The 18037-nt window shown below is 56.4% G+C and carries 14 protein-coding genes; 2 read left to right on the forward strand and 12 right to left on the reverse strand.

Going from position 1 to position 18037, the window contains the following annotated elements; translation table 11 throughout:
• Positions 1 to 149 precede the first annotated feature (149 nt).
• Positions 150 to 1340: a CaiB/BaiF CoA transferase family protein gene (locus tag KJS55_RS05065; RefSeq protein ID WP_187028110.1), complete on the forward strand. Its 1191-nt coding sequence runs from the start codon at positions 150 to 152 to the stop codon at positions 1338 to 1340.
• 67 nt (positions 1341 to 1407) lie between these two features.
• Here KJS55_RS05065 and KJS55_RS05070 read toward each other — a convergent pair whose 3' ends face one another.
• Positions 1408 to 2751 carry a P1 family peptidase gene (locus KJS55_RS05070; RefSeq protein ID WP_213542837.1) on the reverse strand — a complete coding sequence of 448 codons (1344 nt, stop codon included), beginning with the start codon at positions 2749 to 2751 and terminating at the stop codon, positions 1408 to 1410.
• A gap of 237 nt (positions 2752 to 2988) precedes the next feature.
• Here KJS55_RS05070 and KJS55_RS05075 point away from each other — a divergent pair, with 237 nt between their 5' ends.
• Positions 2989 to 3849: a MerR family transcriptional regulator gene (locus KJS55_RS05075; RefSeq protein ID WP_187028108.1), complete on the forward strand. Its 861-nt coding sequence runs from the start codon at positions 2989 to 2991 to the stop codon at positions 3847 to 3849.
• 58 nt (positions 3850 to 3907) lie between these two features.
• Here the strand turns inward: KJS55_RS05075 and KJS55_RS05080 are convergent, their stop codons facing one another.
• The 11 genes from KJS55_RS05080 to KJS55_RS05130 form a co-directional block, all read right to left on the reverse strand.
• Complete coding sequence (locus KJS55_RS05080; protein ID WP_187028107.1) at positions 3908 to 5869, reverse strand: S-layer homology domain-containing protein; 1962 nt, start codon at positions 5867 to 5869, stop codon at positions 3908 to 3910.
• 35 nt (positions 5870 to 5904) lie between these two features.
• A complete protein-coding gene (locus tag KJS55_RS05085) occupies positions 5905 to 7149 on the reverse strand; it encodes an ABC transporter permease (RefSeq protein ID WP_207724314.1) in 1245 nt (414 codons plus the stop codon).
• Positions 7150 to 7154: 5 nt separating this feature from the next.
• Positions 7155 to 7856, reverse strand: coding sequence for an ABC transporter ATP-binding protein (locus KJS55_RS05090; protein ID WP_187028105.1), 702 nt, complete (start codon positions 7854 to 7856; stop codon positions 7155 to 7157).
• 4 nt (positions 7857 to 7860) lie between these two features.
• The gene (locus KJS55_RS05095) at positions 7861 to 9543 is read right to left on the reverse strand and encodes an efflux RND transporter periplasmic adaptor subunit (RefSeq protein ID WP_228300457.1); all 1683 of its coding nucleotides are present in this window, start codon (positions 9541 to 9543) and stop codon (positions 7861 to 7863) included.
• Between the two features lie 248 nt (positions 9544 to 9791).
• Positions 9792 to 11816 carry a TRAP transporter permease gene (locus KJS55_RS05100; RefSeq protein ID WP_187028104.1) on the reverse strand — a complete coding sequence of 675 codons (2025 nt, stop codon included), beginning with the start codon at positions 11814 to 11816 and terminating at the stop codon, positions 9792 to 9794.
• A gap of 161 nt (positions 11817 to 11977) precedes the next feature.
• Positions 11978 to 13027 carry a TAXI family TRAP transporter solute-binding subunit gene (locus KJS55_RS05105; RefSeq protein WP_213542838.1) on the reverse strand — a complete coding sequence of 350 codons (1050 nt, stop codon included), beginning with the start codon at positions 13025 to 13027 and terminating at the stop codon, positions 11978 to 11980.
• A 236-nt stretch (positions 13028 to 13263) separates the two neighbouring features.
• Positions 13264 to 15027: a threonine--tRNA ligase gene (thrS, locus tag KJS55_RS05110; protein WP_187028102.1), complete on the reverse strand. Its 1764-nt coding sequence runs from the start codon at positions 15025 to 15027 to the stop codon at positions 13264 to 13266.
• A gap of 461 nt (positions 15028 to 15488) precedes the next feature.
• Entirely contained in the window at positions 15489 to 16010 is a 522-nt protein-coding gene (gene pgsA / locus KJS55_RS05115) for a CDP-diacylglycerol--glycerol-3-phosphate 3-phosphatidyltransferase (RefSeq protein ID WP_213542839.1), read from the reverse strand.
• Positions 16007 to 16288 (reverse strand): helix-hairpin-helix domain-containing protein, encoded by a 282-nt coding sequence (locus tag KJS55_RS05120; RefSeq protein ID WP_187028100.1) that lies wholly within the window; start codon positions 16286 to 16288, stop codon positions 16007 to 16009. The genes pgsA and KJS55_RS05120 overlap by 4 nt, the downstream gene beginning before the upstream one ends.
• The gene (gene rimO / locus KJS55_RS05125) at positions 16285 to 17610 is read right to left on the reverse strand and encodes a 30S ribosomal protein S12 methylthiotransferase RimO (RefSeq protein ID WP_213542840.1); all 1326 of its coding nucleotides are present in this window, start codon (positions 17608 to 17610) and stop codon (positions 16285 to 16287) included. Before rimO ends, KJS55_RS05120 begins: the two co-directional genes overlap by 4 nt.
• 25 nt (positions 17611 to 17635) lie before the next feature.
• A complete protein-coding gene (locus KJS55_RS05130; protein WP_213542841.1) occupies positions 17636 to 18025 on the reverse strand; it encodes a hypothetical protein in 390 nt (129 codons plus the stop codon).
• Positions 18026 to 18037: the final 12 nt, after the last annotated feature.

Here is an 18037-nt window from a genome sequence, read left to right on the forward strand (position 1 = left end):
TTTCGGCGGCTACTGCGGCAGCGTTTTATTTAGAAATCCGACCTTGATCGCGGATCACTGCCGCCAGCTTTTGATTCAGCCATAGTCGAAAGCTGCGGGCGTGATTTCTTTCCCTATGGCTGAAATTCTTAGAAAGAAAAGGTGAAATTATGATGAGACCCCTGGAAGGCATTCGCGTCTTGGACCTGACTCAGGCTTACAGTGGCCCGTTCTGCACCATGAACCTGGCTGACCACGGCGCCGAAGTCATCAAAATTGAGACTCCGTGCGCAGGCGATCAGACCCGCGGCTGGGGCCCCATGGAAAACGGCTTCAGCGGCTACTACGCCTATGTCAACCGCAACAAGAAGGGCATGACCCTGAACCTCAAGACCGAGGAGGGCAAGCAGATCTTTACCGAGCTGCTCAAGACCGCCGATGTGGTCTGCGAGAACTACAAGGTTGGCGTGTTGGAGCGTCTGGGTTTCCCCTATGAGAAGATGAAGGAGATCAACCCCCGCATCATCTACGGTTCCATCAGTGGCTTTGGTCTGACCGGCGATCTGGCCGCCCGGCCCGCCTACGATATTGTAGCCCAGGCTATGAGCGGCATGATGAGCGTCACTGGCTTCCAGGATGGCCCTCCGTGCAAGATCGGTCCCTCTGTCGGTGACAACTACTCCGGTGCCTACCTCTGCATGGGCATCCTGATGGCCCTGTATGAGCGGGAAAAGACCGGTGTGGGCCGCCGGGTAGACGTTGCCATGATGGACACCCTCTTCTCTGTTATGGAGAACTTCGTGGTGGAGTACACCATTGCTGGCAAGACTCCTCACCGGGCCGGCAACCAGGACCCCTCCATTGCTCCCTTTGACTCCTTCCACGCCAAGGACGGCGATTTTGTCATGGGCTGCGGCACCGACAAGATGTATGCGGACCTCTGCGGCGCTATGGGCCGTCCCGAGCTGATCACCGATCCCCGGTACGTCACCAACGTGGATCGCTGCGACAACTATTTGCCTGATCTGAAGTCTGAGATTGAGGCCTGGACCACCACCAAGACGGTGGATGAGCTGGAGGAGATCATCTCCGGCCTGAAGATTCCCTTTGGCCGGATTCAGACGATTCCCGAGGCCGCTGAGCATCCCCAGACCAAGGAGCGCAACATGCTCTGGACCGTCTATCAGCCCGGCATGAACGAAGAGATCCGAATTCCCGGCACCCCCATCAAGATTCATGGCGAGCCTGACGAGTGCCAGAAGCCCGCGCCCCAGCTGGGCGAGGACAACGAGGCCATTCTCCTCAGCCTAGGCATGACCAAGGAGCAGGTGGCTGCCCTGAAAGAAAAGGGCGTTCTCTAATCCAGATACATCTAAAAGGTCTCCGTCCCATAAAGGGACGGAGACCTTTTTGTATGGTTTGCCGAAATCAGACCGGCAGCCGAAGTTGCTGCCCCACGTAGATCAGATTGGGGTCTTTGATCTGGTTCAGCTGTGCCAGAGCTTCATAGGTTGTGCCAAATTGTTCCGCAATCTTGGAAAGAGAGTCTCCCGCCTTTACAGTATATGTAGTACCGGAGGAAACCGCAGCATTTTTTACATGTTTAGCAGGGTCAATGGTAATCTCATCAATGACCGCACGGTTTGTGGAAACAGGCTGAGCGGGCGGCGTATCCAGGGAGGCAGCGCCAACAACATTGGGAGCGCCAGGCAGCGTCTCGGCGTTGGCGCCAGCGCTGACAATGGCCCGCTCCATGGCATTGACTGCCAAAACACTGATCAAATTCAGATCCGGAGTAACCTGGTCCCATGTCTGTGCCTGTGTGGTGACATTCCCATATGCCACCGCAAAAATGGTGTCGCCGTCAGAGGGGCAATGGGTGGGATAGATGGCGCGGGCATACCCGTCATGAGCGGCCTGAGCCAGCTTATTCACCTGTGCCTGGTTCAGTTTTGCATTGGTGACAATACAGCCGATGGTGGTATTGGTGGCTGGATTCAGCGACTCGTTGGCTTCTGGGTCATTCATCATGGAGGCTTCCTTGTCAATGAACATGTTGTTTTCCTTGTCGTAAGAGCCCGCAATCACTTTGCCGGTATCAGGATCAACAATATTGCCAACCGCGTTTACCGCCACAATCGCGCCCACATACAGGTCTCCCATCTTAAATGCAAAGGAACCCAAACCGCCCTTCATAGAAGAGGCTCCCGCAGTACCCTTGCCCACCGTGGCACCAGTGCCCGCGCCGGTATTGCCGTCTTTCCACTCCACGCCGTCAAAGGCGGCCTTGGCAGCTGCATATCCCTCAGCCTTGCCTGGACGGACCTTGTGATTGATATAGCCCAGATCAAACAGGCATGCGGAGGGAACAATCGGCACCACTGTGGCGCCTACATCTACGCCATATCCCTTTTCCTCCAGATACTGCTGCACACCGCCGGCAGCATCCAAGCCGAATGCGCTTCCTCCGGAAAGGCAAATGGCATTGGCAATCTGCACCTCTTTTGTAGGGTCCAACAGGTCCGTTTCCCGGGTTGCGGGAGATCCTCCGCGGACATCAACGCCAGCAACACCGCCGGCGGGATCATCCACAATAATTGCCGTACAGCCGGTACCATTTTTCGTGTCTGTCCAGTTGCCGACGATAATACCGGGGATATCCTCGAAATCAACGGCAACCGCCTGTTCCTCAGCCGCGAAACCCACAGTTAACGTGCTGAAGAGAAGCAGGACGGCCAAAAGGCTTGTCACAAATTTCCGTGCTTGTTTCATATTAGTTCCCTCTCTTTCTGAAATTTCCCGCCGTAGCGTTATTAGAATCATACAATATTTTCCACAGATTGTCAATCTTTTATAAAATCAAGGAGAACAATTTGTGTTTTTATTGATATATATTACAAAAACCTTCTGTACTGAAAATATCGTTTTCCTGTTGAAGTCATGACGAGAATTATGTTATACTGAAAATTAAAGGCAAAATATCGCACAAGGCGGGAAGGAGCGAACCAGTTGATATCTGAAGGAAAGAGCTATTATTCGATCGGAAAAGTCTCCACACTGTGCTGTGTTCCTATCAAAACTCTGCGGTATTATGATAAGATCGGTCTTCTGGTTCCGGAATACCGCAAGGACGAGAGCAATTACCGCTACTACACTCAGGACCAGATCTTGACGCTCTTCATCATCCGCAAGCTCAAGCTTCTGGGAATCCCTCTGAAGGAAATTCACGAAATTATTTCCAGCCGGGATTCCGCTGCTATGGGGAAATGTATTCAGGAGCGGCTCCAGGGCATCAGCCAGGCTATTGAAGACCTCAATAACCAGTACAGCGAGGGAAAGATGCTGCTGGACCGTTTGAATATGGGGCATAATATTTTGGAGACTGGCCATGCCAGCTGGTCCACAGAGGAAATCCGAGTGGAGGATATTCCGGTTTCCACGGTACTTTTTACCCGCCGACTCAAAAAAAACTATAAGAATACGGATGTATCTGTGGAGCGATGGCTGGAGCTATTTCAAATGGTCTCTCAGCAGAAGCTGCGGGTCGTGGGGCCAGTGATTCTGACCTACCACAACAATCCTCTGGAGCAGTTTTTTAAAACTGACTGCGACCTGGAGATCAGCGTTCGGGTCAATGAGACCCGGGACCGGCCGGAGTGCAAGCAATTTGGTGGCTTCCGGGCCGTTACCGCATTACATATTGGCCGGAATGATGAAATCATTCAGACTCACGCTCGGGCCATCAAGTGGCTCAACCAGCAAGGCTACAGTGTGGCCGGCCCGATTTCTGAGGAGTACATCGTCTCTCCCATGGACATCATCAACGAAGAAGATCATATTACCAAGGTCATTATCCCCATTCAACCTTAAAAGAGAGCGGAGGCAAAGCCTCCGCTCTCTTTTGTCTTGGACAAATATTCAGCGTTCCTTATGCGCTGTGCCGGACCTCAACAACGCGGATGATTCCGTCACTGCTGGCATAAAGGTTTGCGGTGTCCGCGTAATCCAGCGCCGCGTCCAGCGTGATCCAGCTATTGCTGTCCCGGTTGTAGCATAGAACATTGGCAGGTACTGTATAGCTCCGACCGCCAACAAGAACCGAGCTCTTTTCAATCCATGCGCTCTTGGACACGTTGGCCAGCTCGTTGAGCGCCACCATGCTGGAAAATCCAGTGCCGCCGCGGTTGATGGTTGCGGCCACATAATCTCCGCCCTGGAAGTTGTAGCGCATATGGAATGCTTTGGTTCGACCGCTGTCACCATTGCCGTATTCCACGCCGATGCAGTCCTGATCCTCGTCATCCACAGTCCAGAACACCCGGCCATAGATGGTAGTGCTGTCACGGCTGCCTCTGAGAACAATCAGATCGACCTCGCCGGCCCAGTTAGCCCTTGCGTAGGTAATTTCGCCGCTGGGCACGCTGCCGCTGGTCAGCTGGCTGAGGTTAATCAGCGAGCCGTCCATGAAGACCATCACATTCTCCGCCAAATTCCGGTTCCCCAGCTTCCTGCCGCTTACATCCAGGTCGCCGTTCAATCCGCCGCTGAGCTTGGACAGAGAGACGCCTGCCGAGCTGGTAGAGGAAATCCGCACCACCTGGCCGTTGAATGCGCCATCAGCAGAGCCTGCCAGGGAAACGGTCGTGCCGCCGCAGAACATTTGAACCGTGCCACTGTCAGAGACCACGCCGACTGCATTGCCGCGGGCCCCGTTTGTACCGTTGGACTGCACAGCGCCTGCCACTTGGCCGTCTGCCGTCAGCAGCAGCGTCATCTGGTCGCCGGGCTTGAATTTTGAGAGTGTGTCCAGCGCAGAGGGCAGGACGCTCAGCTCCGTACCGCCCAGCACCGTAATCTTAGTCGGAGCACTGGGATTGGGCGTGCAGGCCTCGTAATACACCGTTACACGAGTGTCGCAGACCCGGATGGTGTTGGTTGCAGAGCTGTAGGTTGCCACGTCATGCTTCCGCAGATCCTTTACGGTTGCCAGGGTTCCGTTTTTGTAGATGGTGTAGGTATTGTTGCCTGCCAGTGCGCCAAAGCCGGCAGCAGAACCGTCCTCATAGACCACAATGGCCGAGGATGCCGTACCGGCATTGCCGCTGGTAAGGGGCAGGAATGTCAGTGCCTTGCCGTTCATAGAGACCACATAGCCTTTGGCACCCACCAAAGAAGTGGAGGCCACAGGGTGTGCCATGGTATAGGTCTCCTTTGTGGTCTTCATCTGACCGGTGCTGCCATCCACAGAGAGAAGCTCTGTCTCCTCGCTCAGCGTGTACTCTACGCCTCCCTCTCCCGCAGAATCTGCCTGCAGAAGGTTTACAAACAACCGCGCAGCTTGGGCGCGAGTCAGCGGTGCGCTGCCGCTGACCGTCATGCCCTCCGTCAATCCGGCGACAGATGCCATGGCCATATAGCTGTCCGGCCACACGCCGCCGATTTTGTCATCCTTGTAGCCCAGAAGGCGCAGGAGAATCGTAACCGCCTGTCCCACGGTAACGGTTCGATCGGGATAAAAACGACCGTCCGGATAGCCGGCGATGATCTCCTTGCCCTTGGCCGCCATATTGATGTAACCCGCAGCCCAGTGAGAGGGCTTCACATCCGGGAACACCGTGATGGTGTTATAGAGTCCCAGCTCATTCTCCGCGCCCAGGGCATACACTGCCATTTTGCAAAACTGGGCCCGGGTCAACTGTTGGTTGGGCCGAAAGGTACCGTCACTGTATCCGTCCAGAACTCCCATCAGCCGCAGGGTTTCCACCGCCAGAGCCGTGCTCCGGTCCGACACGTCGGAAAATCTGGTGGTGTCAGCCGCACCTGACGGAATCGTCAGAATTCCAAGTGTCATGACCATGGCCAGCACAGCTGCACAAAGTCTTTTTCTCATATACTCTCCTCCTGATACTATATCTGTCGGCCGCATTACTCGGCTCTCAATGCCTCCACAGGCTGGAGCTTAGACGCCTTGGCCGCAGGGTAGATGCCGAACAAAACCCCAAGTGCCACGGACAGTGCAAATGCCGCCGCCGTCACCCACAGAGGGGGGAACACTGTGATCTGCACCAAAAATGTACTGAGCACCACACTGCCAAGGGTGCCCACGGCGATACCCACCAGCCCGCCGATTCCGCAGAGCATGGCCGCCTCAATCAAGAACTGTGCCACAATGCTGGCTCGTTGGGCGCCAATGGCCCGTCGGATGCCGATCTCCCGGGTTCGCTCTGTAACAGTCACCAGCATAATATTCATAATGCCAATACCGCCTACCAGCAAGGAGATCGCCGCAATCCCGCCTAAAATCAGGCTTAACTGGGTCAGGTACTCGTTCTGATAGTCCTGCCACTGATTCTCCGAGGAGACGTCATAGCTGCCATTGCTCCCCACCAGGCCCTTGAGGAATCCTCCCAGCTGAGGGATAATCTCATTCAAGTTCACATTGTCCTTTGCCTTCACTGTGAACTGGCTGGGGGCCTCTCCTCCTAAAAGCCGCCGGGCAGTGTAGGGGAAGGCGATAAAGTTGTCAATGGTGCTGGTGGCGGCCGACTCCTCGCTGAGGCGACTGCCGTAAACCCCTACTACCAGGAAGGGGTTTCCATTAACCTGCAATTCCTTTCCCACAGGGTCTGCAGAGCCAAAAAAGGTCTTTGCCGCCTGGGCGCCTATCACGCACACCTGGTTATAATTCTTCATATCCAAATATGCAAGGTCCCGCCCTTTGGCCAGGGTCAGGTTACTGCATGCGCTGTACTGGTCGCTGACGTAGTACAGACTCGGCGGCATCTCACCGGTGATATTCCCATTTTCATCCCAGCTGTACTCCATATTGGCGGTGGACTTGGTCCCATAGGATACGGTGGCGTTGACATTGCCCTGTGGAGTCACGCCGTCGATATACTGCCGCATCCCGTTACAGTAGTTATAAAGATTCGGGAAATAGTCCGGCGCCAAGCTGTTGCCCTCTTCGTCATAGGAATAGGACCAGATATAGACGCTGATGCGGTTGCTGCCCATGGCCGCGTATTGCTGGCGGGTAAACTCTTTCATGCCCTCCAGCACGGAGACGATGGTCATCACCGCTGCGATGCCGATAAAAATACCAAGAATCGTCAGAGTTGACCGGCCTTTTTTCCCCCAGATGGATTTCCATGCCATTTTGAATGCCTGCATGATGTTCACAGCCAATCCACCTCCTGGACCTGGTCCTCCACGATCCTGCCGTCCGTCAGCCTCACGCAGCGCCGGGCAGTGGCGGCAATGCCATTATCGTGGGTAATCAAAATTACGGTGGTCCCCTCCCGGTTCAGCTTCTGGAGGAAGGCGAGCACCTCCAGGCCCGTCCGGGAGTCCAGCGCGCCTGTGGGTTCATCCGCCATGACAATGGAGGGATTCGCGGCAATGGCCCGCGCAATCGCCACCCGCTGCTGCTGGCCGCCGGACATCTGGGTGGGCCGGTGCTTCACCCGTTCGGCAAGCCCCACCCTCTCCAGAGCGGCCAGGGCCATCTCCCGGCGGTCATCCGCAGAGACCCCTTGGTAGACCAAAGGCAGCTCCACATTTTCCAGCACAGTCAGGTCCTGAATCAGATTATACTGCTGGAAAATAAATCCGATCTCCTTGTTGCGGATGCGGGAGAGCTCCTTGTCCGTCAGCTCCCGGACGTCGGTGCCGTTTAGAAAATAATCTCCGCGAGTGGGAATATCCAGACAGCCCAGCACATTCATCATCGTGGACTTGCCAGAGCCGGATTGCCCCACAATCGCCACAAACTCCCCCCGCTCAATTTCCAGCGAAACGCCATCCAGCGCCCGAACCTCACTTTCCAGGCCCTCACTGTATATTTTATAGACGTTCCGCAGCTCAATCAGCTTTGCCATAGCGTCAACCCCAGGTGCTGGCGGACTGCATCTGTGTGAAGACCACGGTGCCCTCTTCCACGCCGGACTTGATCTCCACGTTATAGTTGTCCTGGATGCCGATCTCGACCGGAACCGCCCAGTAGCCCTCGGGAATCTCCTCTTCCACGAAGGGCACCTCAATGGCGTTGTCCGGCCTGTCGCCCTGCACATAGACCACAGTAGCCATAGAACCATCTTCCATAGTGACCGTGCGCACCGCCTGCAGAGGCAGTACCAGGCAGTTATCATTCTGGCTGGCGATCAGGGTGTAGTTGATGCTGCTGTTGACCTGCAGCGTTCCCTCATAGTTATCGGCAGTGATCGTCATGGGGTAGGTCGCCACGCCGTTGTTGACGGTGCTGGAGAGGCTGACGCTCTCCACCGTCCCAGTTGCCAAGGTATCCCACTGGTTCAAATCCACCATCATACCCGCCTTGACATAGCTGATATTCCGCTCATCCACCGTGGCGCTGACGGTCAGGGTAGAAGTGTCAGAAATGGTCACGATGGGGTTTTGAGTATTGATCTCATCACCGGGCTGAAGTGTCAGTCCAATCACTGTGCCGTCAATCGGTGCCACGGCGCTACAGTTGGCCAGGTTCTTCTCTGCCTTTTCCAGCTCTTCCTGCGCAGTTTCCAGGCTCTGCTGAATGTTGAACATCTCATTTTCGCTGCTCTCACCGTCGATCTGCACCAGAACCTGTCCCGCAGAAACCTGCAGATAGTCCACCAGGTTGTTGACCAGAATCGTGCCGTTGACCGTGGACTTCAAATCTGTGGTCCGGTAATACTCCAGCTTTCCAGGCTCGTAAGGATAGACGGTCTCTCCATCCACCGTGACCGTGGCAGAGGCCACCATCTCCGCTGTCAGAGCCCCCTCGTTATCCACCAGAATCTCCGCAGAAAACAGTTTGGAGCCCTCCGGGGTAATCCGGCTGACCATATGTACCGCCTCCACAGTGCCGGAGATTGTGGTCATCAGAGTGGGGACGGAGACCTCCACCTTCTGCCCTACATACAGATCACCGGCATAGGCATAGCTATAATACTGCTCCAGGCGCATTTTCGTGTCGTCATTGAGCTGCGCCACAACGGTCCCCTTGGAAATCTCCTCACCGGGATTCAATTTCGGTGCATCCTCTCCCAGCATAATCTTACCGGCGTGCGGCGCCGTCAGGTTCAGCCCCGCGATATCCTTTTGCAGGGCGGAAAGCTGCTTTTCATAGCCCGCGACATCCGCGCGCGCTTTATCCACAGCTGTACGCGCCGCAGGAGAGTCTACCGTAAACAGAGGGTCCCCTGCCGTTACCTGCTGTCCCTCTGTCACAAATACCTCAGACATGGTACCGGCAGTGGTGATGGTAATGGCCTCGCTGTTCTTTGCGCGGGTCATACCGCTGCCCTCCACTGTGGCAGTAATCGAGCCGTACTGCACCTCCGCGGTCATGATCTCGGTCTCCGTCTTGCCCCCAGAGCCGCCAAAGATTTTGTACAGCATCAAGCCTGCCGCTGCCAGAATCGCCAGAATGATTATCCAGCGGATCAAACGCCGCCGCTTTTTTCGAGGCATATTCTTCCATTTCTGTTTCAGGGAGGACTTTTCCGGTTCCGTCTGCGGTTCCAGCTCAGGGGTAAGCTGTTCCTCTCTTTCCATGACTTCAGACATGATCACTTCTCCTTCATCGGTTGATATTGCAATGACATCTTCGGACGGCGCATCCTTCGCCTGTAATCCAAGAAATGCCTGGTTCGCCGAGTGTACTATTTATGCTAGTACAGTCCATCAGAGAATACAACAACAAAACGGTTACAGTTTCAAGCGGTCCTTCCTCTTTACAGGGCTGCATCGGGCCAGCAAAAGTCCATTAAAAAAACCGCTTTCCATGTTGGGAAAGCGGTTTTTTCGGGCTGCTGTCAAGCAGCCATGCGCTTGGCAGTGGCCCGCTGATACATCAGCACCGCCGCTACCAGCACCAGCCCCGTCACATCGGTCAGCGTGCCAGGAATCAGCATGCCTAAGCCGCCTGCCACCAGCACAATCCGCATCAGCGGATTGAGGGGGCGGTACAGGAAGCCATTCAGAGCCGCAGCCACGCCGAAAATTCCCAACAGGGCACTGATGCAGATCTGCACCACTTGGAAGGGGCTGCTCACATTGACAAACAGCATCTGAGGATTCATGGCAAAGATATAGGGTACAATGAACGCCGCAATCGCAAGCTTTGTTGCGTTGATACCCGTCCGCATGGGATCAGCCTTGGCAATTGCGCTGCCGGCATAGGCCGCCAGGGCCACCGGGGGCGTGATGTCCGCCACAATGCCAAAATAGAACACGAAGAAGTGCGCCGCCATTTTGGTGACACCGATGGAGGGGTCCATCAGAATCGGGGCGCAGGTGGCCGCCATGATGCAGTAGTTGGCGGTGGTGGGCACGCCCATGCCCAGCACAATGCAGCAGAGCATTGTCAGCACCAGCGCAATCATCATATGGCCTCCAGAGAGGTTCACAATTGCGCTGAGCAGCTTGGAGGCAAGGCCCGTCACGGTAATGCAGCCGGAAATAATGCCGGCCACACCACAGGCCACAGCCACTGTGATAGAGCCTTTCGCACCGCTCTCCAGTGCGTCTACAATTTTGACAGGCGTGAGGAAATTGCTGCGATCCGGGTTCTTTGTGGCAATCGTAATTACATTGTCCAAGAGGCCCACACCAATAGCCGCCACAATCGCAATCGCCGCAGAGAAGGCCATGGTATACATGTTGGTGGAAACCATGACCACCAGGATGACCAGGGGCAGCAGCAGATAGATTCTGGGCAGCAGGTGGCTCATCCGGGGCAGCTGATCCTTTGGAATGCCCTTTAAGCCCAGTTTCTTGGCCTCCAGGTGTACGGCGATATAGATGCCGGCAAAATACAGCACTGCCGGTAGAATAGCACGCATGGCAATCGTGCCATAGGGCTCGCCGGTGAACTCCGCCATCAGGAAGGCAGCGGCGCCCATGATAGGAGGCATGATTTGTCCGCCAGTAGAGGCTGCCGCCTCCACCGCGCCGGCAAACTCGCCCTTGTAGCCGGTCTTTTTCATCATGGGGATAGTGACAGAGCCGGTAGTGACCGTGTTGCCCACAGAGGAGCCGGACACCATTCCACACAGGGCGGAGGAGATGACCGCCACCTTAGCGGGGCCGCCGGGGGCGGCGCCGGCCAGCGCGTTGGCCAGGTTGATGAAGAACTGTGCAATACCGGTGCGCTCCAAAAACGCGCCGAAGATGATGAACACCACGATGAACTTGGCGCACACGTTAATGGGGCCGCCAAAAATACCATTAAAGGTATAGAACATCGTCCGGATGACCTGATAGAAGGCCAACCGAATCTGCTCTATGCCGAGGGGTGCGCCTCCCATCAGATTGAAGAACGTGTAGACCAGCAGCACGCCGGCAACGCACAGAATCGGCAATCCCACGCATCGCCGGCACAGCTCAATCAGCGCCAGCACGCCGATCAATCCCACGATCATGTAGAGGTCATTCTGCATGACACGGGCAGACATCCGAATGACCTCGTCAGCGTTGACTGCGTAGAAGAAGTAGGCCCCGGGGCCGGCGATCAGCAGCACCACGTCGTACCAGGGCAGGTAGTTCACCCGGTTGTCCCCCTTCTTGGCGGGGAACAGCAAAAAGCCAAACAGCAGGATCAGCCCCACGAAGACGGGCAACCGGACCTCCTGCTTGGTGCTGAGGAATACCGTGTCGATGATGCAGTACAGGGAGAACATCGCCATCAGAACGCGGATCACCAGTTTCGGAGTTCCCTCCCACAACCGGGTGTTGGATTCCCGGTCGTATTTTTTCATGACGGCTTCCACGTCGGCTGCGCTGCCGACACTGATGTCTTCCGTCACTTCAGCTTTTGTGTCTTTTTTCCAAAAGCTCATACTCTCTCCTCCTTTAGTGTTCTCTCACGAAGCACATGACGCCGCGTGCTGTCCGCACGGTCTCATCTGCCTCGTAAAACCGACAGGGACTGCGGCAGAAACGTTCTGCCGCAGTCTCCCGTCCTTTTTTCCGTTGTTTTTACGCGATTTTAACGGATGCTTTACTTGGTGGGCACCTCAAAGCCCTTCTCAGCGAAGTACTTGGCGGCGCCGGGATGATAAGGCACGTTGGTGACACCGGCGGCAAACTCCAGATCCAGCTCCTTGCCCTTGTCATGAGAGGCGGCGATGGAATCGGCGTTTTCGAAGATGGTGTAGACGAAGTTGTACACATCCTCCTCGCTCACGTCGTCCCGGGCGATGACCACGGCGCTGACAGCCACGGTGGTGGCCTCGGGCACGCCGTCATAGGTGCCCTCAGGGATCACATACTTCTCATAGTAGGGGGAGGTCTCCTGAAGCTTGGCGATGTGCTCGTCGTCCAGGCTCACCAGATAGGTGTCCTTCGCGGTTGCCAGGGAGGCGATAGCCGTGGTGGGGGCGCCGGCCACCACGAAGGCGGCGTCGATCTTGCCATCCTGCAGGGAGTCAGCACTGTTGCCGAAATCCTGATACTGGGCCTTGATATCGGTCTCATAGTCCAGGCCATAGGCGCTCAGAATGTCGATGGCGTTGTAGAACACGCCGGAGCCGGAGGCGCCGATGGAGACAGTCTTGCCCGCCAAATCCGCCACAGTCTTGATCTCCGGGTCACAGGTGACGATCTGGACCTGCTCCATATAAAGCGCTGCCACAGTGGAGAAGCCGGTGACGGGATAGCCCTCAAACAAGTTGGTGCCGTTATAGGCATAGTCCATCACGTCGGACTGGACGAAGCCCAGCTGGGCCGTATTATAGTCCATCTGCTCGATATTGTCCTGGGAGCCGTTGCTAGATACAGCTGTCACCTTGGTATTGCAGCCGCTGGAAGTGACGGCCTGCGCCAGCACAGTGCCGAAGCCATAGTAGGTTCCCTGCTCGCCGCCGGTGCGGAACTTCAGTTCTGTGCCGGAGCCAGTCAGGGGAGAGACGTTGGTTCCCGTCTGCTCGGTGGTGGTATCCTGTGTGTTTGCATCCTGCTCGGTCTCATCGGTGGTGGTGTCACCGCCGCAGCCAGCCAGGACAGAGGCCATCATGAGAACAGCCATCAGCAAAGATAAAAACTTCTTCATCTCAAATCCTCTTTCCTCGTTTTTTCACGTAGTCTAGGCTACTTGCACATCATACCGCAGGCGCCTTCATTTTTCAAGACTTTTTTCCGGTTTCAGCCATTTTTTATGCAGGATGCTATCTTCGGTCTGTCATTTTAATCTCCTCGCCTGCGGTTTCCCCCATAATAGTCTGCTCTCTTCAGGGCTGTACGCACGCAAGAAAAAGGCCGCCGGAATATCCTCCGGCGGCCTCTTGTTTATTGGATCGCTCTGGTCTGAACCTCGTGATCCAGCAGCTTGATGAAGTCCTCCAGGGACATGGCGCCCAGGTCCTCTCCGGAGCGGTGCCGGACAGAGACAGTGCCATTCTCCATGTCCCGGTCTCCCACCACCAGCATATAGGGGACTTTCTCCATGGTGGCCTCGCGGATCTTCTTGCCGACCTTCTCATTGCGGCCGTCCACCTCTACCCGGAAGCCCCGGGCATCCAGCGCCTCCTGCAGTTCCTTGGCATAGCCGGCGGCCCGGTCTGTAATGGGCAGTACCTTGACCTGCACCGGGGAGAGCCACGCAGGGAAAGCTCCCGCGAAATGCTCCGTAATGACGCCGATAAATCGCTCAATGGAGCCTAAGAGCGCCCGGTGAATCATGACGGGGCGGTGCTTCTGCCCGTCCTCGCCGGTATATTCCAGCTCAAAGCGCTCCGGCATCTGGAAGTCCAGCTGAATGGTGCCGCACTGCCACGTCCGTCCCAGGGAGTCCGCCAGATGGAAGTCCAGCTTGGGGCCATAGAAGGCTCCATCGCCGGCGTTGATGACGAACGCCTTCCCCATCTCAGTGATGGCGGCCTGGAGGGTGTCCTCCGCAAACTTCCAGTCCTTCTCATCGCCCATGTGGTCCTCCGGCATGGTGGAGAGCTCAATCTGGTAGGTCAGGCCAAAGGTGGAGTAAATCTCGTCAAAGAGCTTCACCACGTTCTTGATCTCATCCTTCATCTGCTCCGGCGTCATGAAGATATGTGCGTCATCCTGTGTGAAGCACCGGACCCGGAACAGACCATGGAGTGCCCCGGACATCTCGTGGCGGTGGACTAGACCCAGCTCCGCCATCCGCAGGGGCAGATCCCGATAGGAGTGAGGCTCGTTCTTGTATACCAGCATGCCGCCGGGGCAGTTCATGGGCTTAACGGCGTAATCCTCGCCGTCAATAACGGTGGTATACATGTTGTCCTTATAGTGGTCCCAGTGACCGCTGCGGTGCCACAGCTCCTGATTGAGGATAATGGGGGTTGCGATCTCCACATAGCCGTAGCGCTTGTGGCATTGACGCCAATAGTCCAGCAGTGTGTTCTTCAGCACCATGCCCTTTGGCAGGAAGAAGGGGAAACCCGGTCCCTCTTCCGTCATCATAAAGAGCCCCAGCTCCTTGCCCAGCTTCCGGTGGTCCCGTCGCTTGGCCTCCTCAATCCGCTCCAGATATGCGTCCAGCTCCTCCTTCTTGGGGAAGGCGATGCCGTAAATCCGCTGGAGGGTCTCACGGTTGGAGTCGCCCCGCCAGTAAGCGGCGTTACAGGCAGTGAGCTTGATGGCATTGCCCTTGATCCGGCCGGTGGAATCCAGATGGGGGCCGGCGCACAGGTCGGTGAACTCGCCCTGTTGATAGAAACTGATATGGGCGTCGGCGGGCAGGTCGTTGATCAGCTCCACCTTATAGGGCTCACCCTTTTCCTCCATGAACTTCAAAGCCTCTTCCCGGGGCAACTCAAACCGCTCCAGCTTCAGCTTTTCCTTGCAGATTTTCCGCATCTCCGCCTCGATCTCGGCCAGGTGTTCCGGCGTAAAGGCAAAGGGCGCATCCATATCGTAATAAAAGCCCTCATCGATAGAGGGGCCGATGGCCAGCTTCACCTCCGGCCACAGGCGCTTGACGGCCTGTGCCAGCACGTGGGAGCAGGTGTGCCAATAGGTCTTGCGGTATTCGGGGCTTTCAAAGGTAAATTCGCTCTTGTTTTCTTCGGACATCTCTGTTCTCCTCCTTCATGATAAGGGGTGAAAAAATCCCACCCCTGACTTGGATCAGGGGTGGGATACAAGCTGTATTCCACGGTTCCACCCTGCTTGCGCCGGTAAGGCGCCGCTCGTGTCCTCTGTAACGGGAGGTCCCGTCCCGGTCATCTCCCGGGCAGCTCGGGAGTGGTACCGGCCGCCATCTGACGCAGGGCACTCACAGCATTCTGTGCCCCTCTCTGCGCGCCCACGCACGGCCTCTTCTCCGTCTTTGCTATTTTTACGATGGTACTATATCACGCTCCCCGCCGTCTGTCAAGCGGGAGATTTCCCCTGTTACCTTTTGGAGTGATTCAGGCTATCATTAACCGCCTTTCGTCAACCATCGTAAAATTCTTGCAGTCATTACCCGTCAGTCCAAATATAAAAAGGAAATGGGGCTTCCCCATATCCGGCAGGGCGCTGTGCATCCTGCCTCAGGCGGAGGCAATCACATCCTGGTTCTTCACAAAATACTCCACGCCGGAATAAAGCGTGGTCAAAGTGATTACCCACACGCAAATAGTGTTCACCACTGGCGGAATCGGCAGGAACATCAGCACCACACACACCATAGTGGAGGCGGTCTTGACTTTTCCGGACCAGCCCGCAGCGATCACCCGCCCCTTGTCGCTGGCGATCATCCGCAGACCGCTCACGGCGAATTCCCGGCAGATCACAATCAGCAGCGCCCAGGCCGGCATTTGCCCAATCTCCACAAACCACAGCATGGCGGCCGTCACCAGCATTTTGTCCGCCAGTGGGTCCGCAAACTTGCCAAAGTCCGTCACCAGGTTGTACTTTCGGGCGATCTTGCCGTCCAGCAGGTCCGTGAGACTGGCGACAATGAAAATCGCCAGGGCCACGTACCCGGCATTGGGGAACCCCCAGTATAAAACAGCCATAAACACAGGGATCAGAATAATGCGCAGCAGCGTCAGTTTGTTTGGCAGATTCATCGCTTTTCTCCTTCTTCCGGTGGGTAGGGCCGGTTCTTCCAGTACCACCACTTCAGTTTTTCCGCTTCCGGCCGTGGGTGCTCGGCATAATAGACCGCCGCCCGCCACACATAGAGGGCGCAGCGGTCCTCCTGAAAGCCCTTCATCAGGCATTCCCGCCGGTACAATTCCTCCGGGTCCGCCCCCGCGAGGTCGGAAACCGCCTGGATGCCCAGCGCCTCCATCACAGCCGCAATCCGAGGACCCACGCCGGGAATTTCCTCCAGCGGCGAACTCATTCCACCGCCTCGCCGGTCAGCTCGCCGTCCATCACGCCAGTTAGACGGACAATAACAAAAGTCCCCGGTTCCACCGCCTCATCGGCTGTAAAGTAGATGTGTCCGTCAATATCTGGGGATTCGGCATAACTGCGGCCCGCATACATCTGGGCCTGGGCGTCAAAGCCCTCGCACAGCACCTCCCGCTCCAAACCAAGGACAGACTCATTATACGCGTCGATGATGTCGGACTGTACGTCCACCGCCAGCTCTGAGCGGCGCTTGGCTTCATCCATGTCCACGTGCTCCATCTGTGCCGCCCGGGTCCCCTCCTCCGGAGAGAAGGGAAATACTCCAGCTCGTTCAATGCGGACCTCCCGCAGGAACTGGCACAGCTCCTCGAACTCCGCCGCTCCCTCGCCAGGAAGCCCGGTGATGAGGCTGGTCCGCAGCACCAGGCCGGGAATCCGGGCACGGAGCTTTTCAAAGAGCGCCAGCAGCTCCGCCTTGGTGTCCCGGCGGTTCATGGCTTTCAAAATCCCGTCGTTGCAGTGCTGGATGGGGATGTCCAGATATTTGACGATCTTTGGCTCCGCTGCAATCACGTCGATCAACTCCTCGGTGATCTCATCCGGATAGAGGTAATGGAGACGGATCCAATGGAAGTCCAGCTTACAGAGTTGCCGCAGCAGCTTCGCCAGCTGATGCTCTCCATTCAGGTCCGTGCCGTAGCGCGTAATATCCTGAGCGATCACCAGCAGCTCCTGGACTCCGGCAGAGGCCAGCTCCGCCGCCTCGTCCAGAAGCTCCTCCAGCGGACGGCTCCGGTACTTGCCCCGCAGTGACGGAATTACGCAATAGGCGCAGTGGTTATCGCAGCCCTCTGCAATCCGTAAGTAGGCGTACCAGGGCGGTGTGGAGAGAATACGGGCTCCTCCCTGCTCTGCTGTGTGAATATTTCCCAGGCGGCAGGGCCGGAATCCGCCGGTCATGACCTCGTCAATGGCTGCCACAATTTCACCATAGCTGCCGGTGCCCAGAATGCCGTCCACCTCCGGAAGCTCTCCCAGCACATCAGCCTGATAGCGCTGGGCCATGCAGCCGGTGACGAGAAGCTTTTTGAGCTTTCCGGCCTTTTTCAGCTCCGCCATTTCCAGAATATTGTCGATGGCCTCTTCACAGGCGGAGGCCAGGAAGCCGCAGGTATTCACCACCGCCACATCCGCCCCCTCCGGGTCAGTCTGGATGGTATGTCCGGCAGCCTGGACAGAGGCCATCATCTGCTCGCAGTTCACCTGGTTTTTGGCACAGCCCAGGGAAATAAATGCAACATTATATGACATAGGATCGCTCCGTTTTCTTGTTTTTTTATGGGGAAACCGGCAGAGGAATCTCCGGCCGCTCCATGGATTCTTCCGGTGTCCACCAGCTGGCTTCCGTCACTGCGGTGGGAAAAATTCCGTCCTTGAGTTCCAGCCGAAGGACGATGCCCTGACGGTCTGGGTCGTCCTCCCGGGATAACAGCACAATCCAGGATGGATACCGTACCTGAAACGTCCCAGCCACCCGGCGGCTGATCTCGCCTTCTATTACAAGGGCATGACAGCTATAATCGCAAGCGTATCGCCGTGCATAACGCTCCGCCGCAAACCGGGCCAACCACTCCGGGCCGGGACTCAGGCCCCAGAGCAAAAGAAGCAGAAAAATCCCGGTCAGGGACAAAGCAAGAACACGCAGCACCCGTTTTTCTTTGCCCATGGGAGCCTCCTC

Origin of the sequence: Pusillibacter faecalis (assembly GCF_018408705.1) — a bacterium.
In the GTDB taxonomy this organism is placed as follows: domain Bacteria; phylum Bacillota; class Clostridia; order Oscillospirales; family Oscillospiraceae; genus Oscillibacter; species Oscillibacter faecalis.

Coding starts and splice junctions, on each gene's coding strand:
- KJS55_RS05100 (WP_187028104.1), bottom strand. CDS start 11,816: ATGAGCTTTTGGAAAAAAGACACAAAAGCTGAAGTGACGGAAGACATC.
- KJS55_RS05095 (WP_228300457.1), bottom strand. CDS start 9,543: ATGTCTGAAGTCATGGAAAGAGAGGAACAGCTTACCCCTGAGCTGGAA.
- KJS55_RS05105 (WP_213542838.1), bottom strand. CDS start 13,027: ATGAAGAAGTTTTTATCTTTGCTGATGGCTGTTCTCATGATGGCCTCT.
- KJS55_RS05130 (WP_213542841.1), bottom strand. CDS start 18,025: ATGGGCAAAGAAAAACGGGTGCTGCGTGTTCTTGCTTTGTCCCTGACC.
- KJS55_RS05065 (WP_187028110.1), top strand. CDS start 150: ATGATGAGACCCCTGGAAGGCATTCGCGTCTTGGACCTGACTCAGGCT.
- KJS55_RS05070 (WP_213542837.1), bottom strand. CDS start 2,751: ATGAAACAAGCACGGAAATTTGTGACAAGCCTTTTGGCCGTCCTGCTT.
- pgsA (WP_213542839.1), bottom strand. CDS start 16,010: ATGAATCTGCCAAACAAACTGACGCTGCTGCGCATTATTCTGATCCCT.
- KJS55_RS05120 (WP_187028100.1), bottom strand. CDS start 16,288: ATGAGTTCGCCGCTGGAGGAAATTCCCGGCGTGGGTCCTCGGATTGCG.
- KJS55_RS05085 (WP_207724314.1), bottom strand. CDS start 7,149: ATGCAGGCATTCAAAATGGCATGGAAATCCATCTGGGGGAAAAAAGGC.
- thrS (WP_187028102.1), bottom strand. CDS start 15,027: ATGTCCGAAGAAAACAAGAGCGAATTTACCTTTGAAAGCCCCGAATAC.
- KJS55_RS05080 (WP_187028107.1), bottom strand. CDS start 5,869: ATGAGAAAAAGACTTTGTGCAGCTGTGCTGGCCATGGTCATGACACTT.
- KJS55_RS05090 (WP_187028105.1), bottom strand. CDS start 7,856: ATGGCAAAGCTGATTGAGCTGCGGAACGTCTATAAAATATACAGTGAG.
- rimO (WP_213542840.1), bottom strand. CDS start 17,610: ATGTCATATAATGTTGCATTTATTTCCCTGGGCTGTGCCAAAAACCAG.